The sequence below is a fragment of the Streptomyces sp. PSU-S4-23 genome, from assembly GCF_055632315.1.
The window spans coordinates 5,202,081-5,218,743 of record NZ_JBVMUU010000002.1; the positions used below are offsets into that span (position 1 = coordinate 5,202,081).

Below are 16,663 nucleotides of genomic sequence, written 5' to 3' on the forward strand. Positions count from 1 at the left end.
AGTCGCCGGCCCTGTCGGTCGCCGGCCCCGGCGGCCGGACACCTTCGTACCCCGGTGGGAATTTCCGATTTCGGGCACGCGGCGGCGGTTTCGGGCGCCGCCCGGCACGTAGGCTGCCCCGCATGTGCGGAATCGTGGGATACGTGGGACCGCAGTCGGCGCTCGACGTGGTCGTGGCAGGACTGAAGCGGCTGGAGTACCGGGGCTACGACTCGGCGGGCATCGCCGTGCTCGCGGACGGCGGCCTGGCCGCGGCCAAGAAGGCCGGCAAGCTGGTCAACCTGGAGAAGGAACTGGTCGACCGGCCACTGCCGGCCGGCAGCACCGGCATCGGGCACACCCGGTGGGCGACCCACGGCGGCCCGACCGACGCGAACGCCCATCCGCACCTCGACAACGCGGGCCGCGTCGCCGTGGTCCACAACGGGATCATCGAGAACTTCGCCGTACTGCGGGCCGAACTGCAGGAGCGCGGCCACACCCTCGCGTCCGAGACGGACACCGAGGTCGTGGCGCATCTGCTGGCCGAGGAGTTCTCCTCCTGCGCGGACCTCGCGGAGGCGATGCGGCTGGTGTGCCGCCGGCTGGAGGGCGCGTTCACGCTGGTCGCGGTCCACGCCGACGACCCGGACGTGGTCGTGGGCGCACGGCGGAACTCGCCGCTCGTGGTGGGCGTCGGCGAGGGCGAGGCGTTCCTCGCCTCGGACGTGGCCGCGTTCATCGCCCACACCCGCTCGGCGGTCGAACTGGGCCAGGACCAGGTGGTGGAGCTGCGCCGGGACGGTGTGACCGTCACGGGATTCGACGGCCGTCCCGCCGACGTCCGCTCGTACCACGTCGACTGGGACGCCTCGGCCGCCGAGAAGGGCGGCTACGACTACTTCATGCTCAAGGAGATCGCCGAGCAGCCCAAGGCGGTCGCCGACACACTCCTGGGCCGGATCGACGCGGCCGGTTCTCTCACGCTCGACGAGCTGCGCATCTCCGCAGCCGAGCTGCGAGAGGTCGACAAGGTCGTGATCGTGGCCTGCGGGACCGCCTTCCACGCCGGGCTGATCGCCAAGTACGCGATCGAGCACTGGACGCGGATCCCCTGCGAGGTGGAGCTGGCCAGCGAGTTCCGCTACCGGGACCCCATCCTCGATCCGCGCACGCTCGTCATCGCCATCTCGCAGTCCGGCGAGACCATGGACACGCTGATGGCGCTTCGGCACGCCCGCGAGCAGGGCTCGAAGGTGCTGGCGATCTGCAACACCAACGGGTCGACGATCCCCCGCGAGTCGGACGCCGTGCTGTACACGCACGCCGGTCCCGAGGTCGCGGTCGCCTCGACCAAGGCGTTCCTGACGCAGCTCGTCGCCTGCTACCTGGTGGCCCTGTACCTGGGCCAGGTACGCGGCACCAAGTGGGGCGACGAGATCCAGGCGGTCATCCGCGACCTGTCGAAGATCTCCTGCGAGGTCGAGCGCGTCCTGGAGACGATGGAGCCGGTACGGGAACTCGCGCGCTCGCTCGCCGCCAAGAACACGGTGCTGTTCCTGGGCCGGCACGTGGGCTACCCGGTGGCACTCGAAGGCGCGCTCAAGCTCAAGGAACTGGCGTACATGCACGCCGAGGGCTTCGCGGCGGGCGAACTGAAGCACGGTCCGATCGCCCTGATCGAGAAGGACCTGCCGGTCGTCGTCGTGGTGCCGTCGCCGCGCGGGCGCTCGGTCCTGCACGACAAGATCGTGTCGAACATCCAGGAGATCCGGGCGAGGGGCGCGCGCACGATCGTGATCGCGGAGGAGGGCGACGAGGCGGTGGCCCCGTACGCCGACCATCTGATCCGCATCCCGGCGACGCCCACACTCCTCCAGCCGCTCGTCGCGACCGTGCCGCTCCAGGTCTTCGCCTGCGAACTGGCCACGGCCCGGGGCAATGAGGTGGACCAGCCGCGGAACCTGGCGAAGTCGGTGACGGTGGAGTAGCCCGCCTTGTGCGCCTCGTCACGACGGTACGGCAATGACGGGGCGGAGCACGGCGTTCACCATCAGTAGTCTGATCATCATGCGAATGAAGACAGTGATGACGTTCGGTGCGGCCGCTCTTCTGGCCACGGGCTGCGGAGGAGGGAAGTCCGGATCAGGGGCCGACGCCAAGGCATCGGCCCCTGCCCGCGCGGCGCTGCCGCAGAAGCTGACCCAGCCGGACATGGGACCGGCCCTGGCGCCGTCGGCATCTCCGGCCGACGGCGCGCCGTTCGCCGAGACTCTCGCGTACGAACTGCAGACCAGGACGCTCAAGATGGCGCAGGCGCCCGGCAGCACCACCGGGGAGTGCCCGAAGACCGCCGCGTCGAAGAAGGGCACGACGGTGACGTGCACCACCACCTACGAGGGCCTGAAGGTCGAGTGGGACGTGACCGTCGGCGACAAGACCGCCTGGTCGGACAACTACGTGTCGTACGAGGCCGTTCCGCGCGCGGGCATCCTCACCCGGGAGGGCGTCGCGAAGCTCCTGTTCGGCAACTACAAGGGCAGCATCGACTACGCCCTCTGCAACAACATCCCCAAGGCGACGCTTGCGCCGCTGGGCCGGGAGTCCGCGTACCGCTGCGAGGTGGTCGACAAGGGGGAGAAGCCGCGCGGCTACGGCAGCCCCGTGCGAGCCACCGAGAACGGCCCGCGCGCCTACTGAGCAGGACGGCGCGATGGTGCGGTGGTCTGCAGCGGGTGAGCGGCGGATCTGGGACACCGGCGGCCCTGATGCGGCTAGGCGAACGCCGTCGGGGCCGGCCCAAACCCGCCAATCACCGGCCCGCGTGGCGGCCGCGGCCGCGCGGCCACCGGGTGACGGGACATAACGGAACACAGGTCGGCCGTACAGCTCAGCTGTGGAACCTGGCGAAGTCGGTGACGGTGGAGTGGGTCTCGCCTTTCAGGGCGTCGATGAAGGCGGTGAACGCGTCGGTTGGGAGGGAGATGGCGGCTCTGGCCGGGGCCTTGGAGTCGCGTATGGCTATGCGGGTGCGGCGGTTTGCGATCTCCACGCAGTCATTGCCGTCACCGGGGCCGGAGTAGGACGACTTCCGCCAGATGTCGGGGGTGGTCATGGCGCGCCTCACAGCTCCTTCGCCAGCCTGTGGATGAAGTCACGGGACCGTGCGGGCTCGAGTGACACAGTCTCCACTCTACGGAAGAGCGTTCGATACGCGCCGAGTTGTGCCTCCGAGTCGATGAAGGCGGTGCCGTGGGGTCCGTCCCGCACCACGGTGTCCAGCTTTGGGACTGCGCCACCCGCATACTTCATCGTGCTCGCGGCTCCGGCGAAGCCGTCCAGGTCGAAGGGGATGACCCGCACGGTGATGTGGTCCGCTTCACTGACTTCCAGGACCCGGGAGAGCTGAGCCCGCGTCGCGGCGCGGTCGCCGACTCTGATCCGCAGAGCTGCCTCGTGGATCACCGCTTCATACGAGGCGGGAGTGGGGCCTTCCAGGACCACCTTGCGTTGCATCCGATGGCGAACCCGCAACTCAAGTTCGTCTTCGGGGAGTTCGGGGACCCTGTATGAGTAGACGGCACGGGCGTAGTTGTCCGTCTGCAGCAAGCCGGGGATATACAGCAGCGCCACCTCTTGCAGAAACGCGGCGTGGTGCTCCAGTTCGGAGAGGTCGAGGAACGACGTGGGCAGCGACCCCCGGTACTCCTCCCACCAGCCGCGTGTCCGATCGGTGGCCATCGCTACGAGTGCCTCGATCAATTCGGCGTCGGTGCAGGAGTAGTGAGCGGCGAGTCGCCGCACTCGTTCCTCGCTCACGCCTGCGGTGCCGAACTCGATCTGGCTCACCTGAGCCGAATCCGTCCCGAGCAACGCGGCCGCGTCACGCCCCTTGAGCCCGGCGGCCTCACGTAGTTTGCGCAGTTCAGTACCCAGGCGCTCCTGCCGGGCAGTCGGTTGTCGCCTGCGAGGCATGGCCTCCTCCTTGCTCCCAACTTCCCCGAAACAGTGACTCGTTCGAGGGCAGATTACGGCAGCGACTTGCACGGTCCCAAATTGTGGCCCTACCGTCGGTGACGTATCGGAAGCGCACCGTTCCGTCCCCCTCGTGACGGCTGCGGCAATGCCACCGCCTGCCCCGGAAACCCGCCCCCGCCAAACGGAGCTGACCCATGCCCGAAAACGAGTCCGCACCCTGGGAGTACTGCCTGTACATCCCCAACGACCTGCGTGCCGTCACCGTAAGCCGCCGCACCCTCCGTCTGATCCTCACCATGCACGGCCTGATCCGCCTGGTCGACACCGCCGAACTCCTCGCGGCCGAGCTGGTCTCCAACGCCGTACGCCACACCAAGGGCCCCGCGGCGCTCCGCGTGCGCTGGTCGGCGGGCGTGCTGCGGATCGGGGCGTGGGACGCCGACCCCGAGCCGCCCGTCCCGCTGGAGCAGGCGGCCGAGCTGGAGGAGGGGCGCGGGCTGGCGCTGGTCCGGGCGTGCGCCGACCTGTGGGGCTGGCAGCCGCTGGCCAGGGAGGGCAACCGGGGCAAGATCGTGTGGTGTGAATTGACCGCCGCGGCCTGATCGTTTTTTCGCCCCTCGAAAGGGTGAACGCTCCCGATCACCCGGACAGCCCATTCCTTGATCCCCATAGGTTGCGCACATGGTCACATCAGCTCACGAGGGCATGCACCGCATTTTCCAGGAGCGGCCCGAAGTCCTGGCTCCCGTTTTCGGATTGCTGGGCGTCCCGTTATCCGAGAAGGCGACCGTGGACGCCGTCACCACCGATGTGACGGAGGCCCGGCCGCTGGAGCGGCGCGTGGACACGGTGCTGCGTGTCGGCCCCTCCGACGGCGAGGACTTCCTGCTCGCCATCGAGTCGCAGTCGGGCAAGGACGAGGCCAAGGCGTCGAGTTGGGCCTACTACGTCGCCTTCCTGCAGGCGAAGTTCCGCCTGCCCGTGCTGCTTCTCGTGGTCTGCCAGGACGGGGCCACGGCCAAATGGGCGGTCGGCCCCTTCGACTGCGGCGCGCGCGGCTGGACCGCTCAGCGGACGTACCCTCTGGTCGCCGGGCCGGACAACGTGCCGAAGATCACCGACGTCAGAACCGCGGCGAAGAACCTCGCACTGGCGGTGCTCTCCGCCCTGGCGCACGCCCGCAGCGCCGACTGCGACGCCATAATGGAGGCGATCACGGCCGCCATCGAGAAGGTCCGGGAAACGGATCCTGAGACCGCCGACTACTTCATCGACTTCCTGGAAATCAGCCTGGGCAACACCCCAGCCGGACAGAAACTGAAGGAAATCATGTCGTTCGTCAGCTACTTCCCTGGCCGGGGGACGGTCCGTGAGAGGGCCTACCTCGAAGGCAAGACCGAAGGCAAGGCCGAAGGCAAGGCCGAAGGCGAGGCCAAGGGAGTCCTGCGCGTGCTGGAGGTGCGCGGCCTTCCGATCTCCGGCGACGTCCGCGAACGCATCACCGCCTGCACGGACCTCGACCGCCTCAACGACTGGCTCGACCGGGCCGGCACGGTGGCGTGTGCCGAGGACCTGTTCGCCGAGGACCCGGAGGTTCCGGGGACCAGCTCCGAACGGACCTGAGCGTGGCCGATCAGCAGGACAGTCAGGGGCGCCGGGGAGAGCTCGGGGTCGCCGGGCGGATCGTAGAGTCCTCGCCTCGGTCGCGGCTCGTGCCGGGGTGCCCCTCACCTGGCGGCCGGAACACGGTCGCCGGGCGGCCCCGGCGCGATGGTCCCGTGACTGCCGCGCACTCGCTGCGATCCCCGCCACCAGGTCGTCGGGCAGCGGGAATCCGGGACCCCGGCCGGAGCGCTAGAAGGGCACCGTCTTGGTCACCCTGCCGTGCTTGTCGGCCTCGAGGTAACCGCCGGAGCCGTACTTGTTGGTCAGGTACACCGCCATGCCAGCAGGGGTGTCGAACGTGGTGTCCGGCTGCCTCACCAGCAGGTAGCGGGATTCGATCTTGTCGACCTTGAGCTTCTTCTCCGCCTCGGCGAGCAGCGCGGGGACCTTGTCCCAGTCGAAGTCGTCCAGGCTCACCGGCTGTTCCCCGCCCATCAGCGTGCTGCTGATGATGCCCTTCTGCACGCCCGTGTCGAGGCGATAGCTGTAGGTGTCGTATTCGGTCTTGCTGCCTTTGACCATCAGTTCGGCGGAGATGTTGTCGGGGTACACCGTGAAGCCGCCGAACCGGTCCCTGCCGGTCTCCTTCTTGAACGCCTTGATCGCGGTGCGGATGCCGTCCGGGGTGAGCAGGTCGGCGGTCTTCGACGACTGCGGCGACTCGTGGACGGCCGGATCGCCGCCGGCCGGCGCGTTCACCGTCGGTTGCGTCGACGAGGAACCGTGGGAGCCCGAGGACTGCGCGAAGTTGCCCGGCAGCAGCGTCCACACCAGGACACCGCCGAGCACGAGCACGGTGCCGGGCAGCCCGACCGTCGCCCAGCGCCTCCGGCGGACGGGAGGCACGGGCACCTTCGTCGGCGCCGGAACGGCCTCCTGCGGCGGCGGGAACACCGGCGGCGGTCCGAAACCGACCGGGGTGGTCACAGGAGAGGCCGGGGCGGCGACCGGAGAAGGCGTTGCGGTGGTGCCGTGGCCGGCGGGCGGTGGCTGCAACGAGTAGGAGGTGGCGGGTTCCTGACGCCCCTCCGCCACGTGGGCCAGCATCCGGCCCAGTGTCTCCGCGTCCGGCCGCGCCGCCGGGTCCCGCACGAGGACCCGCATCAACGTTTCCCGCAGCGGCCCGGCCTTGACCGGCGGTGGCACCTCGTCGTTGAGGACCGCCGCGAGGGTGGCGAGCGTCGTGCCGCGGCGCAGCGGGTGCTGGCCCTCGACGGCCGTGTACAGCATCATCGCCAGCGACCACAGGTCCGAGGCCGGCCCGTCGCCGCGGCCGGAGACGCGTTCGGGCGCCATGTAGTCGGGCGTTCCGATCACCGAACCGGTGGCGGTGAGCGCGGTCGCGTCACGGATCGCCGCGATGCCGAAGTCCGTGAGCACGGGGCGGCCGTCGGGGTGCATCAGCACGTTGGCGGGCTTGACGTCCCGGTGCTGGATGCCGACGTCGTGGGCGGCGCGCAGTGCGGCCAGCACCTCCAGGCCGATCCGTGCCGCCTCCGCCGGGGCCATGGGTCCGCGGGCCAGGAGGTCGGCCAGTGAGCCGCCGCTGACGTACTCCATGACGATCCACGGGTAGGAACCCTCGCCGCCGTCGAATATGTGGTGGATCGTGACCACGTTCGGGTGGTTGATCCTGGCCAGCGCCCTGGCTTCGCGAAGCACCCGCTCCCGCAGCATCCGCGCGCCGTCCGGGTCGTATTCGGCCAGGTCCCGGTCGGGCGGGCGGACCTCCTTGACGGCGACGGTCCGATGGAGCATCAGGTCCCTGGCGCGCCAGACCGTCCCCATCCCCCCGCTGCCGAGCCGTGCTTCCAGTTCGAACCGCCCGTCGACGACCCGTCTGCCGTCGCTGCCCACCTCGCTCATGCGCGGCAGCATAATTGGCCGCGCCGACAGGGCCGGCGCCGATCCGTCCGGTGGGGTCCGAAGGCTCCCGGGCCCGGCCCGGCCGGCCGCTCGGCGGGCGCCGGCCGGACCGTAGGGTGCACCGTATGAGCATCATCGGGGTCGGAATCGACGTGGCCGAGATCGACCGCTTCGCGGCGTCGTTGCGGCGTACCCCCGGGCTGGCCGACCGTCTGTTCCTGCCGAGCGAGTTGTCACTGCCCAGCGGCGAACGGCGCGGTATCGCCTCGCTGGCCGCGCGGTTCGCGGCCAAGGAGGCGGTGGCCAAGGCCCTGGGCGCGCCGATCGGGCTGCGCTGGACCGACGCCGAGGTCTACGTCGAGGACAGCGGGCAGCCGCGCCTGCGCGTGACGGGGACGGTCGCGGTCCGCGCCGCGGAACTCGGCGTGCGGTCCTGGCACGTGTCGCTCAGTCATGACGCGGGCGTGGCCTCCGCGGTGGTCGTGGCGGAGGGATAGGTCCGCCCGCGGCGCACGCGGGTGCGGGAGACTCACGGTATGCGTACTGCGTACAGCGTGGAGACGGTGAGGGCGGCCGAGCGTTCGCTCATGGCGCGGCTTCCGGAGGGGGCGCTGATGCAGCGCGCCGCCGCCGGACTGGCCGCGGCCTGCGCCCGGTTGCTGGGGCGGGTGTACGGCAGCCGGGTCGTGCTGCTGGTCGGAAGCGGGGACAACGGCGGTGACACCCTCTACGCCGGGGCGCGGCTTTCCCGGCGCGGGGCGGGGGTCACGGCGGTGCTGCTCTCGCCCGAACGGACCCACCCGGGAGGGCTCGCCGCCCTGCGGGGCGCGGGCGGCACCGTGGTGCCCGGAGGGGGACCCGAACCCGCCACGGCCGCCGAGGAGTCGATCCGGCGGGCCGACCTCGTCATCGACGGCATCGTGGGGATCGGCGGCAAGGGCGGACTCCGGCCGGACGCCGCACGGCTCGCCGCGCTCGCCGGGCGGTCCCGCGCGGCCGTCGTGGCCGTCGACCTGCCCAGCGGTGTCGAGGCCGACAGCGGCGAGGTGCGGGGCGCGGCGGTACGGGCCGACGTGACCGTGACCTTCGGTACGCACAAGCCGGCGCTGCTCGTCGATCCGGCCAGGGACCACGCCGGATCCGTGCGCCTGGTCGACATCGGGCTCGACCTGCCCGAGGAGGCCGAACTGGAGGCGCTGCAGCACGCGGACGTGGCGGCCCTGCTGCCGGCGCCGGTGGCCGAGAGCGACAAGTACCGGCGCGGGGTGGTCGGCATCGCCGCCGGGTCGGCGCGCTACCCCGGCGCCGCCGTGCTCGCGGTGGCGGGTGCGCTGCGGGGCGGGGCCGGGGCCGTGCGGTACGTGGGGCCCGCCGGGGCCGCCGTGATCGCCCGCTTTCCGGAGACCCTCGTCTCCGACCGGGGCCCTGCGAAGGCCGGACGGGTGCAGGCGTGGGTCGTGGGGCCGGGCGCCGGGGACGACGCGTCGGCCGTGGCGGAGGTGCTGGAGGCGGACGTACCGGTGCTCGTCGACGCGGACGGGCTGCGACTGGCCGACCGGGACGCCGTGCGCGGACGTGAGGCGCCGACGCTGATGACCCCGCACGCGGGTGAGGCCGCCGCGCTGCTCGGGGTGTCGCGGGAGGAGGTCGAGGGCGCCCGGCTCGCGGCGGTGCGGGAGCTGGCGGCGCGGTTCGGGGCGACCGTCCTCCTCAAGGGTTCCACCACGCTGGTGGCGGATCCGGGGGGCGGCCCGGCGCGGGTGAACCCGACGGGCACGCCGTGGCTGGCGACCGCGGGGAGCGGGGACGTGCTGTCGGGGCTGGCGGGCTCCCTGCTGGCGGCCGGCCTGTCCGCGCGGGATGCCGGGAGCGTGGCGGCCTACTTGCACGGCCTCGCGGGCCGCTACGCGGCGGACGGTGCGCCGGCGGGGGCGCACGACGTGGCGAACGCGCTTCCGGACGCGTGGCGGGACGTGCGGCACTGAGCAGACCCGGGACCGGCAGATCCGTTCCACCCGGGCACCCGGAAAGACCTTGTCACCTTCTCCCGTACAGGACTTGTCACCCGCTCCCGTACATGGGACGGAACCGCCGATCGCCGTCCCGCCCCCGGCGCGATGACGGGGGCTCGGGGGGCTCTGAGAGACTGGGCGCGATGAGATTCTCCGAAACTGCTTGTCTTCGTGCCTGGGCCGAGGTCGATCTGGCGGCCCTGCGGGCGAACGTCCGCGCGCTGCGCGCCCGTGCGTCCGGTGCCGCGCTGATGGCCGTGGTCAAGTCGGACGCGTACGGTCACGGCGCGGTGCCGTGCGCCCGCGCGGCCGTCGAGGCCGGAGCCGAGTGGCTCGGCACGGCCACGCCCGAGGAGGCTCTCGCGCTGCGCGCGGCCGGGCTGGACTGCCGTGTCATGTGCTGGCTGTGGACCCCAGGCGGCCCCTGGCGCCAGGCGATCGAAGCCGACGTCGACGTGTCCGTGAGCGGCCTGTGGGCCGTCGGGGAGCTGCGCGAGGCGGCGGCCGCCGCGGGCGCGCCCGCCCGTGTCCACCTCAAGGCCGACACCGGTCTCGGGCGGGCCGGCTGCCAGCCCGGGGACTGGCCCGAACTCGTCGCCGAGGCCCTGCGCGCCCAGGCCGACGGCCTGATCACCGTCGTCGGTCTCTGGTCGCACTTCGCCTGTGCCGACGAGCCCGGCCACCCCTCGATCCAGGCCCAGCTCGCCCGCTTCCGCGAGATGGTGGCGTACGCCGAGGAGCAGGGCCTACGGCCCGAGGTGCGCCACATCGCCAACTCGCCCGCCGCGCTGACCCTGCCCGAGGCCCGCTTCGACCTCGTCCGTACGGGAGTGGCGGTCTACGGCATCTCGCCCAGCCCGGAGATGGGCACCCCGGCGGACTTCGGGCTGCGCCCCGTGATGACGCTGAAGGCATCGCTCGCCCTGGTGAAGAAGGTCCCCGGCGGCCACGGCGTCAGCTACGGGCACCTGTACACCACCCCCGGCGCCACCACCCTCGGCCTGGTCCCCGTCGGCTACGGGGACGGCATTCCACGCCATGCCTCCGGCACCGGCCCGGTCCTGGTGGACGGCAAGCTCCGCACGGTCGCGGGCCGGATCGCCATGGACCAGTTCGTGGTCGACCTCGGCGGCGACGAGCCGCCGCCCGGCACGGAGGTGATCCTCTTCGGTCCCGGAGACCGGGGCGAGCCGACCGCCGAGGACTGGGCGCAGGCGGCCGGAACCATCGCGTACGAAATCGTGACCCGGATCGGAACCCGCGTCCCGCGCGTCTATGTGAATGTGAACCCGGAACGGAATGGGTAACCCACACGGGTGAACCTGGGCAGGTGTGCCGCAGCAGGAGCGGAGCCCGGGGCGAGGAGGGACGGGACGTGAGCAAGAGCGGCGCCGAGGCCGGGGAGGCCGTCGCGGGGGCGGCCGCGTCCACGGCCGGCAACTGGCGTATCGCCGGCATCGCCGGCGCCGCGATAGGCGTGGTGGCGGCGGGCGCCGCCGCCGGTGTCGCGATCGAACGGATGACGGTCGGCCGCGGCATGCGCAAGAAGGCCCGGCTCGCCCTCGACTCGACGGGCCCGTACGGCAGCCTGCGCGGCACGCCGGGCAAGGCGCACGCGGACGACGGCACCGAGCTGTACTTCGAGGTCGACGACGTCGAGCCGGAGGGCGGCTCCGCCCCGCGCCGCCGGCGGCTCTTCGGGCGCAAGGCCCCAGCCCCCGTCACCGTCGTCTTCAGCCACGGCTACTGCCTCAACCAGGACTCCTGGCACTTCCAGCGGGCCGCGCTGCGCGGGGTCGTGCGCACCGTGCACTGGGACCAGCGCAGCCACGGCCGCTCCGGACGCGGCATGGCCCAGGCCGACGGCACACCCGTCACCATCGACCAGCTCGGACGCGACCTCAAGGCCGTGATCGACGCGGCCGTGCCCGAGGGGCCGGTCGTGCTCGTCGGCCACTCCATGGGCGGCATGACGGTCATGGCCCTGGCCGACCAGTACCCCGAGCTGATCCGCGACCGGGTCGTCGGCGTCGCCCTCGTCGGCACGTCGTCCGGGCGGCTCGGCGAGGTCAACTTCGGGCTGCCCGTCGCGGGCGTCAACGCCGTGCGGCGCGTCCTGCCCGGAGTGCTGAGGGCGCTCGGGCAGCAGGCGGCGCTGGTGGAGAAGGGCCGCAGGGCCACCGCCGACCTGTTCGCGGGGATCGTCAAGCGGTACTCGTTCGCGTCCCGGGAGGTCGACCCGGCCATCGCCCGGTTCGCCGAGCGGATGATCGAGGGCACGCCGATCGACGTGGTCGCCGAGTTCTACCCGGCGTTCAGCGACCACGACAAGACGTCGGCGCTGGCCCGCTTCGCCGATCTGCCGGTGCTCGTACTGGCCGGGCTGCAGGACCTGGTCACCCCGAGCGAGCACAGCGAGGCGATCGCGGATCTGCTGCCGGACGCGGAGCTGGTGCTCGTACCGGACGCCGGGCACCTGGTGATGCTGGAGCACCCGGAGGTCGTCACGGACCGCCTCGCCGACCTGCTGATGCGCGCCGGGGCGGTGCCGGCAGGGGCTACCGTGGGTGGCTATGGAAGCACCAGCACCGCACGGCCCGGCTGAGGGGTCTCGGCCGGGCGTCACCACCGAGTTCACCGTCAGCTCCCCCGAACAGATGAAGGAGCTGGGGCGCCGCCTGGCCAAGCTGCTGCGCGCCGGCGACCTCGTGCTGCTGAACGGCGAGCTGGGCGCGGGCAAGACCACGCTGACCCGTGGGCTCGGCGAGGGGCTCGGTGTGCGGGGCGCGGTCACCTCGCCGACCTTCGTCATCGCCCGTGTGCACCCGTCCCTCGGCGGGGGTCCGCCGCTGGTCCACGTGGACGCGTACCGCCTGGGCGGTGGCCTGGAGGAGATGGAGGACCTCGACCTCGACGTCTCGCTGCCGGAGTCCGTGGTGGTCGTGGAGTGGGGCGAGGGCAAGGTCGAGGAGCTGACGGAGGACCGGCTGCACGTCGCCATCCACCGGGCCGTCGGGGACACGACCGACGAGGTGCGGCACGTCTCCGTCACGGGTATCGGCCCGCGCTGGGCGGCCGTCGACCTGGGCGTGCTGTCCGCCTGAGAGGCGTCCCCTGCCCGACCCGGCATGCCGACAGGCCGTCGGCATGATGTTGCGTCGCAGGTGCGCGGCGTGGTCACATGGAAGTCAGCCGTGGTTAGGTCTGCCTAACCCACCCGCCCCCGTAGCACCAGGAGGCGCCATGCCGGCTTCAGAACGAGACGAGGCGCCGCCGCGCGTGGAGGCGGGGGCGGCGGCCGGTGCGGCCGGAGTGCCGATGCGGGACCTGCTGGCGGCATGCGCCGCGGCGAAGGCGGTCTCGACACCGCCCCGGCCACCTGCGGCCGGAACGCCACGGAGGACGCCCGCGTCCGGCGGGCAGCGCAGGGCCGCGTAGCCGGCCCCGTACCCGGGCGAAGCCGCGCGCTCCAGCGCGCCGGCTCCCGGTGACGGCGGTCCGGCGGTCCGGTGCCCGGTGGCCGGTGTCTGGTGGTCCGGTGACGGCGGTCCGGTGCCCGGTGGCCGGGGTCCCGGTGGCCCGGCGGTCCGGTGCCCGGTGGCCCGGCGGTCCGGTGCCCGGTGGTCCGGTGCCCGGTGGTCCGGTGACGGAGGTGCGGTGTCCGGGGTCCGGTGGCCTGGTGACGGCGGCCCGGGTCCGGCGGTCCGGTGACGGCGGCCCGGGTCCGGCGGTCCGGTGACGGCGGTCCGGGGTCCGGTGGCCGGGTCCCGGTGGCCCGGCGGTCCGGGGTCCGGTGGCGGCGGTCCGGTGCCCGGCGGCCTGCTACCCGGTGACGACGACCTTCGTGCGGAGCGTCGCGAACTCCCACATCGCCGTGCCGTCCGCGCGGGACTCGCGGATCCCGCCCAGCTTCTTCGAAGCGTCGGGCCTGGGCGTCGAACCGTCGACCGCCGCGCTGAAGCCGATCACCGCGCCTTGGTGGGTCGTGAACCGCACGATGTGTTCGACCAGCTTGCCGTCCGACCCGGGGGACGTGGCGGTCCGGGAGGTCACCGCGTAGGTGCCCGGCAGCGGATCCACCGTCCCCGGCGTGACCTTGAACGTGCGCTGGACCTTGCCGTCCGCGCCCACGAGCCACACCCGGTCGCTGTCGAGTGCGTACACGACCCGCTCGCCGGAGCCGGAGGCGCCGGGCAGCGCCGCCGGGTTCTTGCTGGAGGGCGACTTCGGGGCGGTGGCCGCCGGCGACTTCTTCGCCTGTGGCCTGCCCAGCGAGTCGGGCACGTGCGCCGACGCCTGGTAGGCGAGGAAACCGACCGCGCCGATGGCCGCCACGGTGAGCCCGGCCACGAATCCCGAGCTGCTCCTAGCCACCTGTGCCCACCTCTCGACCCCGCGCGACGCGCGGAGGTACTCGTCACCCGTGTCCGACCCGCACGACGTACCGATGCCGTTGATCGAATCCTTCGTACGCCGCTGCTGTGACGGTAGCAGCAGGTGCCGGCCGTACCGGGTCGGCCGTGCGCGGGGCCCGGGCGCCGTAGGCTGTTTGCGTGCTCTTGCTCGCTCTGGATACCGCCACCCCGGCCGTCACCGTCGCCCTCCACGACGGCACTTCCGTCGTCGCGTCCTCGATGCAGGTGGACGCGCGCCGGCACGGGGAACTGCTGCTGCCCACCGTCGACCGTGTCCTCGCCGAGGCGGGCACACGGCTCGACGCCGTCACCGGCATCGTCGTGGGCGTGGGCCCCGGCCCCTACACCGGTCTGCGGGTGGGGCTGATGACCGCCGACACCTTCGGGCTCGCGCTCGGCGTCCCCGTGCACGGCGTGTGCACGCTCGACGGCCTGGCGTACGCCTCCGATCTCGACGTGCCGTTCGTGGTGGCCACGGACGCCCGCCGCAAGGAGGTCTACTGGGCGCGGTACGACGACGCCCGCACCCGGGTCACCGAGCCCGCCGTGGACCGGCCCGCGGACATCGCGGAGACGGTCGCCGGCCTGCCCGCCGTCGGCGGCGGCGCGCTGCTGTATCCCGGCACGTTCCCGCAGACGCGCGAGCCCGAGCACGTCTCGGCGTCCGCGCTCGCCTCCCTGGCGGTGGAGAAGCTGGCGGCGGGCGAGGAACTGGCCGTCCCCCGGCCGCTGTACCTGCGTCGCCCCGACGCGCAGGTGCCCAGGAACTACAAGGTGGTCACCCCCAAGTGACCACGCCTGTGACGCCCGTGACGCCCGAGCTGCGCGAGATGCGCTGGTGGGACATCGATCCCGTGCTGGAGCTGGAGAAGGACCTCTTCCCCGAGGACGCCTGGTCGCGGGGCATGTTCTGGTCCGAACTCGCCCACTCCCGGGGCCCGGAGGCCACCCGGCGCTACGTCGTGGCCGTCGAGGACGAGCGGATCGTCGGGTACGCGGGGCTGGCCGCCCAGGGCGAACTGGGCGACATCCAGACCATCGCCGTCGCCCGCGACCACTGGGGCACGGGGCTCGGCGGCCAGCTGCTGACCGAGCTGCTGCGGGCCGCGACCGCGTTCGAGTGCGCCGAGGTGATGCTCGAATGCCGGGTCGACAACGTCCGTGCGCAGAAGCTCTACGAGCGCTTCGGCTTCGAGCCCATCGGGTTCAGACGCGGCTACTACCAGCCGGGGAACGTGGACGCCCTGGTGATGCGCCTGACCACAGCGCCCGACGGCGGCACCGCCGCGGGCTCCCCCTCAGCACAAGGAACCGAGAGCAATGGCTGACGAACCCCTGGTCCTGGGGATCGAGACCTCCTGCGACGAGACCGGCGTCGGCATCGTCCGCGGCACCACCCTCCTCGCGGACGCGGTCGCGTCCAGCGTCGACGAGCACGCGCGCTTCGGCGGCGTCGTCCCGGAGGTGGCGAGCCGCGCACACCTGGAGGCGATGGTGCCGACCATCGAGCGCGCGCTGAAGGACGCGGGTGTGTCGGCGAAGGACCTCGACGGCGTCGCGGTCACCGCGGGGCCCGGTCTCGCAGGCGCCCTGCTGGTGGGCGTCTCGGCGGCGAAGGCGTACGCCTACGCCCTGGGCAAGCCCCTGTACGGCGTCAACCACCTCGCCTCCCATGTGTGCGTGGACCAGCTGGAGCACGGCGCGCTGCCGGAGCCGACGATGGCGCTGCTGGTGAGCGGCGGGCACTCCTCGCTGCTGCTGTCCACGGACATCACGTCGGACGTGCGGCCGCTCGGCGCGACCATCGACGACGCGGCGGGCGAGGCGTTCGACAAGATCGCGCGGGTGCTGAACCTCGGCTTCCCCGGCGGCCCGGTCATCGACCGCTACGCGCGGGAGGGCGACCCGGAGGCCATCGCGTTCCCGCGCGGTCTGACCGGGCCGCGCGATCCGGCGTACGACTTCTCCTTCTCCGGTCTGAAGACGGCCGTGGCCCGCTGGATCGAGGCGAAGCGGGCGGCGGGGGAGGAGGTGCCGGTACGGGATGTGGCGGCGTCCTTCCAGGAGGCGGTCGTGGACGTGCTGACCAGGAAGGCCGTGCGGGCCTGCAAGGACGAGGGTGTCGACCATTTGATGATCGGCGGGGGTGTGGCCGCGAACTCGCGTCTGCGGGCGCTGGCGGGGGAGCGGTGCGCCGCGGCCGGGATCCGGCTGAGGGTGCCCCGGCCCAAGCTGTGCACGGACAACGGCGCGATGGTCGCGGCGCTGGGTGCCGAGATGGTCGCCCGGGGCCGCCCGGCGTCGGCCTGGGACCTGTCCGCGGACTCGTCGCTGCCGGTGACGGACCCGCATGTGCCGGGGCACGGGCACGGGCACGGGCACGACCACGTCCACGAGGTGAGCAAGGAGAACCTGTACCCGTGAGAGTCGCGTTGATGTGGGAGGCGCGGGCCGCGGCCGGGCGGGGCGAGGACCTGCTGGCCTGGGCGAGGGAGCAGGAGCTGACGCCCGCGCCGCTGCGCCGGGAGACCTTCCGGGCCCCTCAGGACCGTGTCCTCGTCATCACCTGGTGGGACGCGGACCTCGCCGCCGGCCTTCCCGACCTGCCCGACCCGGACGAGGAGCTGGCGGCGCGGCCGGTGCACCGGTGGCGGTTCGAGTCGGTGGACTGCGCCTGAACCCGCGGCCGGGGGCTTCTCCAGCGGGGCCCGAGCGTACCGAATGTTTCGACTGGTGTGCCGAATCTTC

The 16,663-nt window shown here is 72.4% G+C and carries 17 protein-coding genes; 13 read left to right on the forward strand and 4 right to left on the reverse strand.

What is annotated here, in order from left to right:
- Positions 1–122: 122 nt before the first annotated feature.
- Together glmS and ACZ79I_RS23960 are read left to right on the forward strand one after the other, a co-directional pair.
- Positions 123–1,970, forward strand: a complete 1,848-nt coding sequence (gene glmS, locus ACZ79I_RS23955; RefSeq protein WP_471499516.1) for a glutamine--fructose-6-phosphate transaminase (isomerizing) — start codon at positions 123–125, stop codon at positions 1,968–1,970.
- Between the two features lie 79 nt (positions 1,971–2,049).
- A complete protein-coding gene (locus tag ACZ79I_RS23960) occupies positions 2,050–2,679 on the forward strand; it encodes a hypothetical protein (RefSeq protein WP_471499517.1) in 630 nt (209 codons plus the stop codon).
- A 190-nt stretch (positions 2,680–2,869) separates the two neighbouring features.
- Here ACZ79I_RS23960 and ACZ79I_RS23965 read toward each other — a convergent pair whose 3' ends face one another.
- Together ACZ79I_RS23965 and ACZ79I_RS23970 are read right to left on the reverse strand one after the other, a co-directional pair.
- The gene (locus tag ACZ79I_RS23965; RefSeq protein WP_471499518.1) at positions 2,870–3,094 is read right to left on the reverse strand and encodes a DUF397 domain-containing protein; all 225 of its coding nucleotides are present in this window, start codon (positions 3,092–3,094) and stop codon (positions 2,870–2,872) included.
- Between the two features lie 8 nt (positions 3,095–3,102).
- A complete protein-coding gene (locus tag ACZ79I_RS23970; RefSeq protein ID WP_471499519.1) occupies positions 3,103–3,954 on the reverse strand; it encodes a helix-turn-helix domain-containing protein in 852 nt (283 codons plus the stop codon).
- Between the two features lie 197 nt (positions 3,955–4,151).
- Between ACZ79I_RS23970 and ACZ79I_RS23975 the strand changes: the two genes are divergently transcribed.
- Together ACZ79I_RS23975 and ACZ79I_RS23980 are read left to right on the forward strand one after the other, a co-directional pair.
- Complete coding sequence (locus tag ACZ79I_RS23975; protein ID WP_471499520.1) at positions 4,152–4,559, forward strand: ATP-binding protein; 408 nt, start codon at positions 4,152–4,154, stop codon at positions 4,557–4,559.
- Between the two features lie 79 nt (positions 4,560–4,638).
- Entirely contained in the window at positions 4,639–5,580 is a 942-nt protein-coding gene (locus ACZ79I_RS23980) for an RpnC/YadD family protein (protein WP_471499521.1), read from the forward strand.
- Positions 5,581–5,811: 231 nt separating this feature from the next.
- Here the strand turns inward: ACZ79I_RS23980 and ACZ79I_RS23985 are convergent, their stop codons facing one another.
- On the reverse strand, positions 5,812–7,488 hold the full coding sequence (locus ACZ79I_RS23985) for a serine/threonine-protein kinase (RefSeq protein WP_471499522.1): 1,677 nt from the start codon (positions 7,486–7,488) through the stop codon (positions 5,812–5,814).
- Positions 7,489–7,613: 125 nt separating this feature from the next.
- Here ACZ79I_RS23985 and ACZ79I_RS23990 point away from each other — a divergent pair, with 125 nt between their 5' ends.
- The 5 genes from ACZ79I_RS23990 to tsaE all read left to right on the forward strand — a co-directional run bounded on the left by ACZ79I_RS23990 (position 7,614) and on the right by tsaE (position 12,604).
- A complete protein-coding gene (locus ACZ79I_RS23990; protein ID WP_471499523.1) occupies positions 7,614–7,985 on the forward strand; it encodes a holo-ACP synthase in 372 nt (123 codons plus the stop codon).
- Between the two features lie 39 nt (positions 7,986–8,024).
- A complete protein-coding gene (locus ACZ79I_RS23995; RefSeq protein WP_471499524.1) occupies positions 8,025–9,473 on the forward strand; it encodes an NAD(P)H-hydrate dehydratase in 1,449 nt (482 codons plus the stop codon).
- Between the two features lie 170 nt (positions 9,474–9,643).
- Positions 9,644–10,807 (forward strand): alanine racemase, encoded by a 1,164-nt coding sequence (alr, locus tag ACZ79I_RS24000; protein WP_471499525.1) that lies wholly within the window; start codon positions 9,644–9,646, stop codon positions 10,805–10,807.
- 68 nt (positions 10,808–10,875) lie between these two features.
- The gene (locus tag ACZ79I_RS24005; protein WP_471499526.1) at positions 10,876–12,105 is read left to right on the forward strand and encodes an alpha/beta fold hydrolase; all 1,230 of its coding nucleotides are present in this window, start codon (positions 10,876–10,878) and stop codon (positions 12,103–12,105) included.
- On the forward strand, positions 12,074–12,604 hold the full coding sequence (gene tsaE, locus ACZ79I_RS24010) for a tRNA (adenosine(37)-N6)-threonylcarbamoyltransferase complex ATPase subunit type 1 TsaE (RefSeq protein ID WP_471499527.1): 531 nt from the start codon (positions 12,074–12,076) through the stop codon (positions 12,602–12,604). Before ACZ79I_RS24005 ends, tsaE begins: the two co-directional genes overlap by 32 nt.
- A 718-nt stretch (positions 12,605–13,322) precedes the next feature.
- On the opposite strand, the gene ACZ79I_RS24015 is transcribed toward tsaE, so the two are convergent.
- Positions 13,323–13,874: a hypothetical protein gene (locus tag ACZ79I_RS24015; RefSeq protein WP_471499528.1), complete on the reverse strand. Its 552-nt coding sequence runs from the start codon at positions 13,872–13,874 to the stop codon at positions 13,323–13,325.
- Between the two features lie 179 nt (positions 13,875–14,053).
- On the opposite strand from ACZ79I_RS24015, the gene tsaB reads away from it, so the two are divergent.
- The 4 genes from tsaB to ACZ79I_RS24035 are packed head-to-tail and all read left to right on the forward strand — an operon-like array spanning position 14,054 to position 16,593.
- Positions 14,054–14,707, forward strand: coding sequence for a tRNA (adenosine(37)-N6)-threonylcarbamoyltransferase complex dimerization subunit type 1 TsaB (gene tsaB / locus ACZ79I_RS24020; RefSeq protein WP_471499529.1), 654 nt, complete (start codon positions 14,054–14,056; stop codon positions 14,705–14,707).
- Positions 14,708–14,745: 38 nt separating this feature from the next.
- Complete coding sequence (gene rimI / locus ACZ79I_RS24025) at positions 14,746–15,243, forward strand: ribosomal protein S18-alanine N-acetyltransferase (RefSeq protein WP_381081625.1); 498 nt, start codon at positions 14,746–14,748, stop codon at positions 15,241–15,243.
- Complete coding sequence (tsaD, locus tag ACZ79I_RS24030; RefSeq protein ID WP_471499530.1) at positions 15,236–16,339, forward strand: tRNA (adenosine(37)-N6)-threonylcarbamoyltransferase complex transferase subunit TsaD; 1,104 nt, start codon at positions 15,236–15,238, stop codon at positions 16,337–16,339. The genes rimI and tsaD overlap by 8 nt, the downstream gene beginning before the upstream one ends.
- Entirely contained in the window at positions 16,336–16,593 is a 258-nt protein-coding gene (locus tag ACZ79I_RS24035; protein ID WP_381081568.1) for a hypothetical protein, read from the forward strand. The genes tsaD and ACZ79I_RS24035 overlap by 4 nt, the downstream gene beginning before the upstream one ends.
- Positions 16,594–16,663 lie beyond the last annotated feature (70 nt).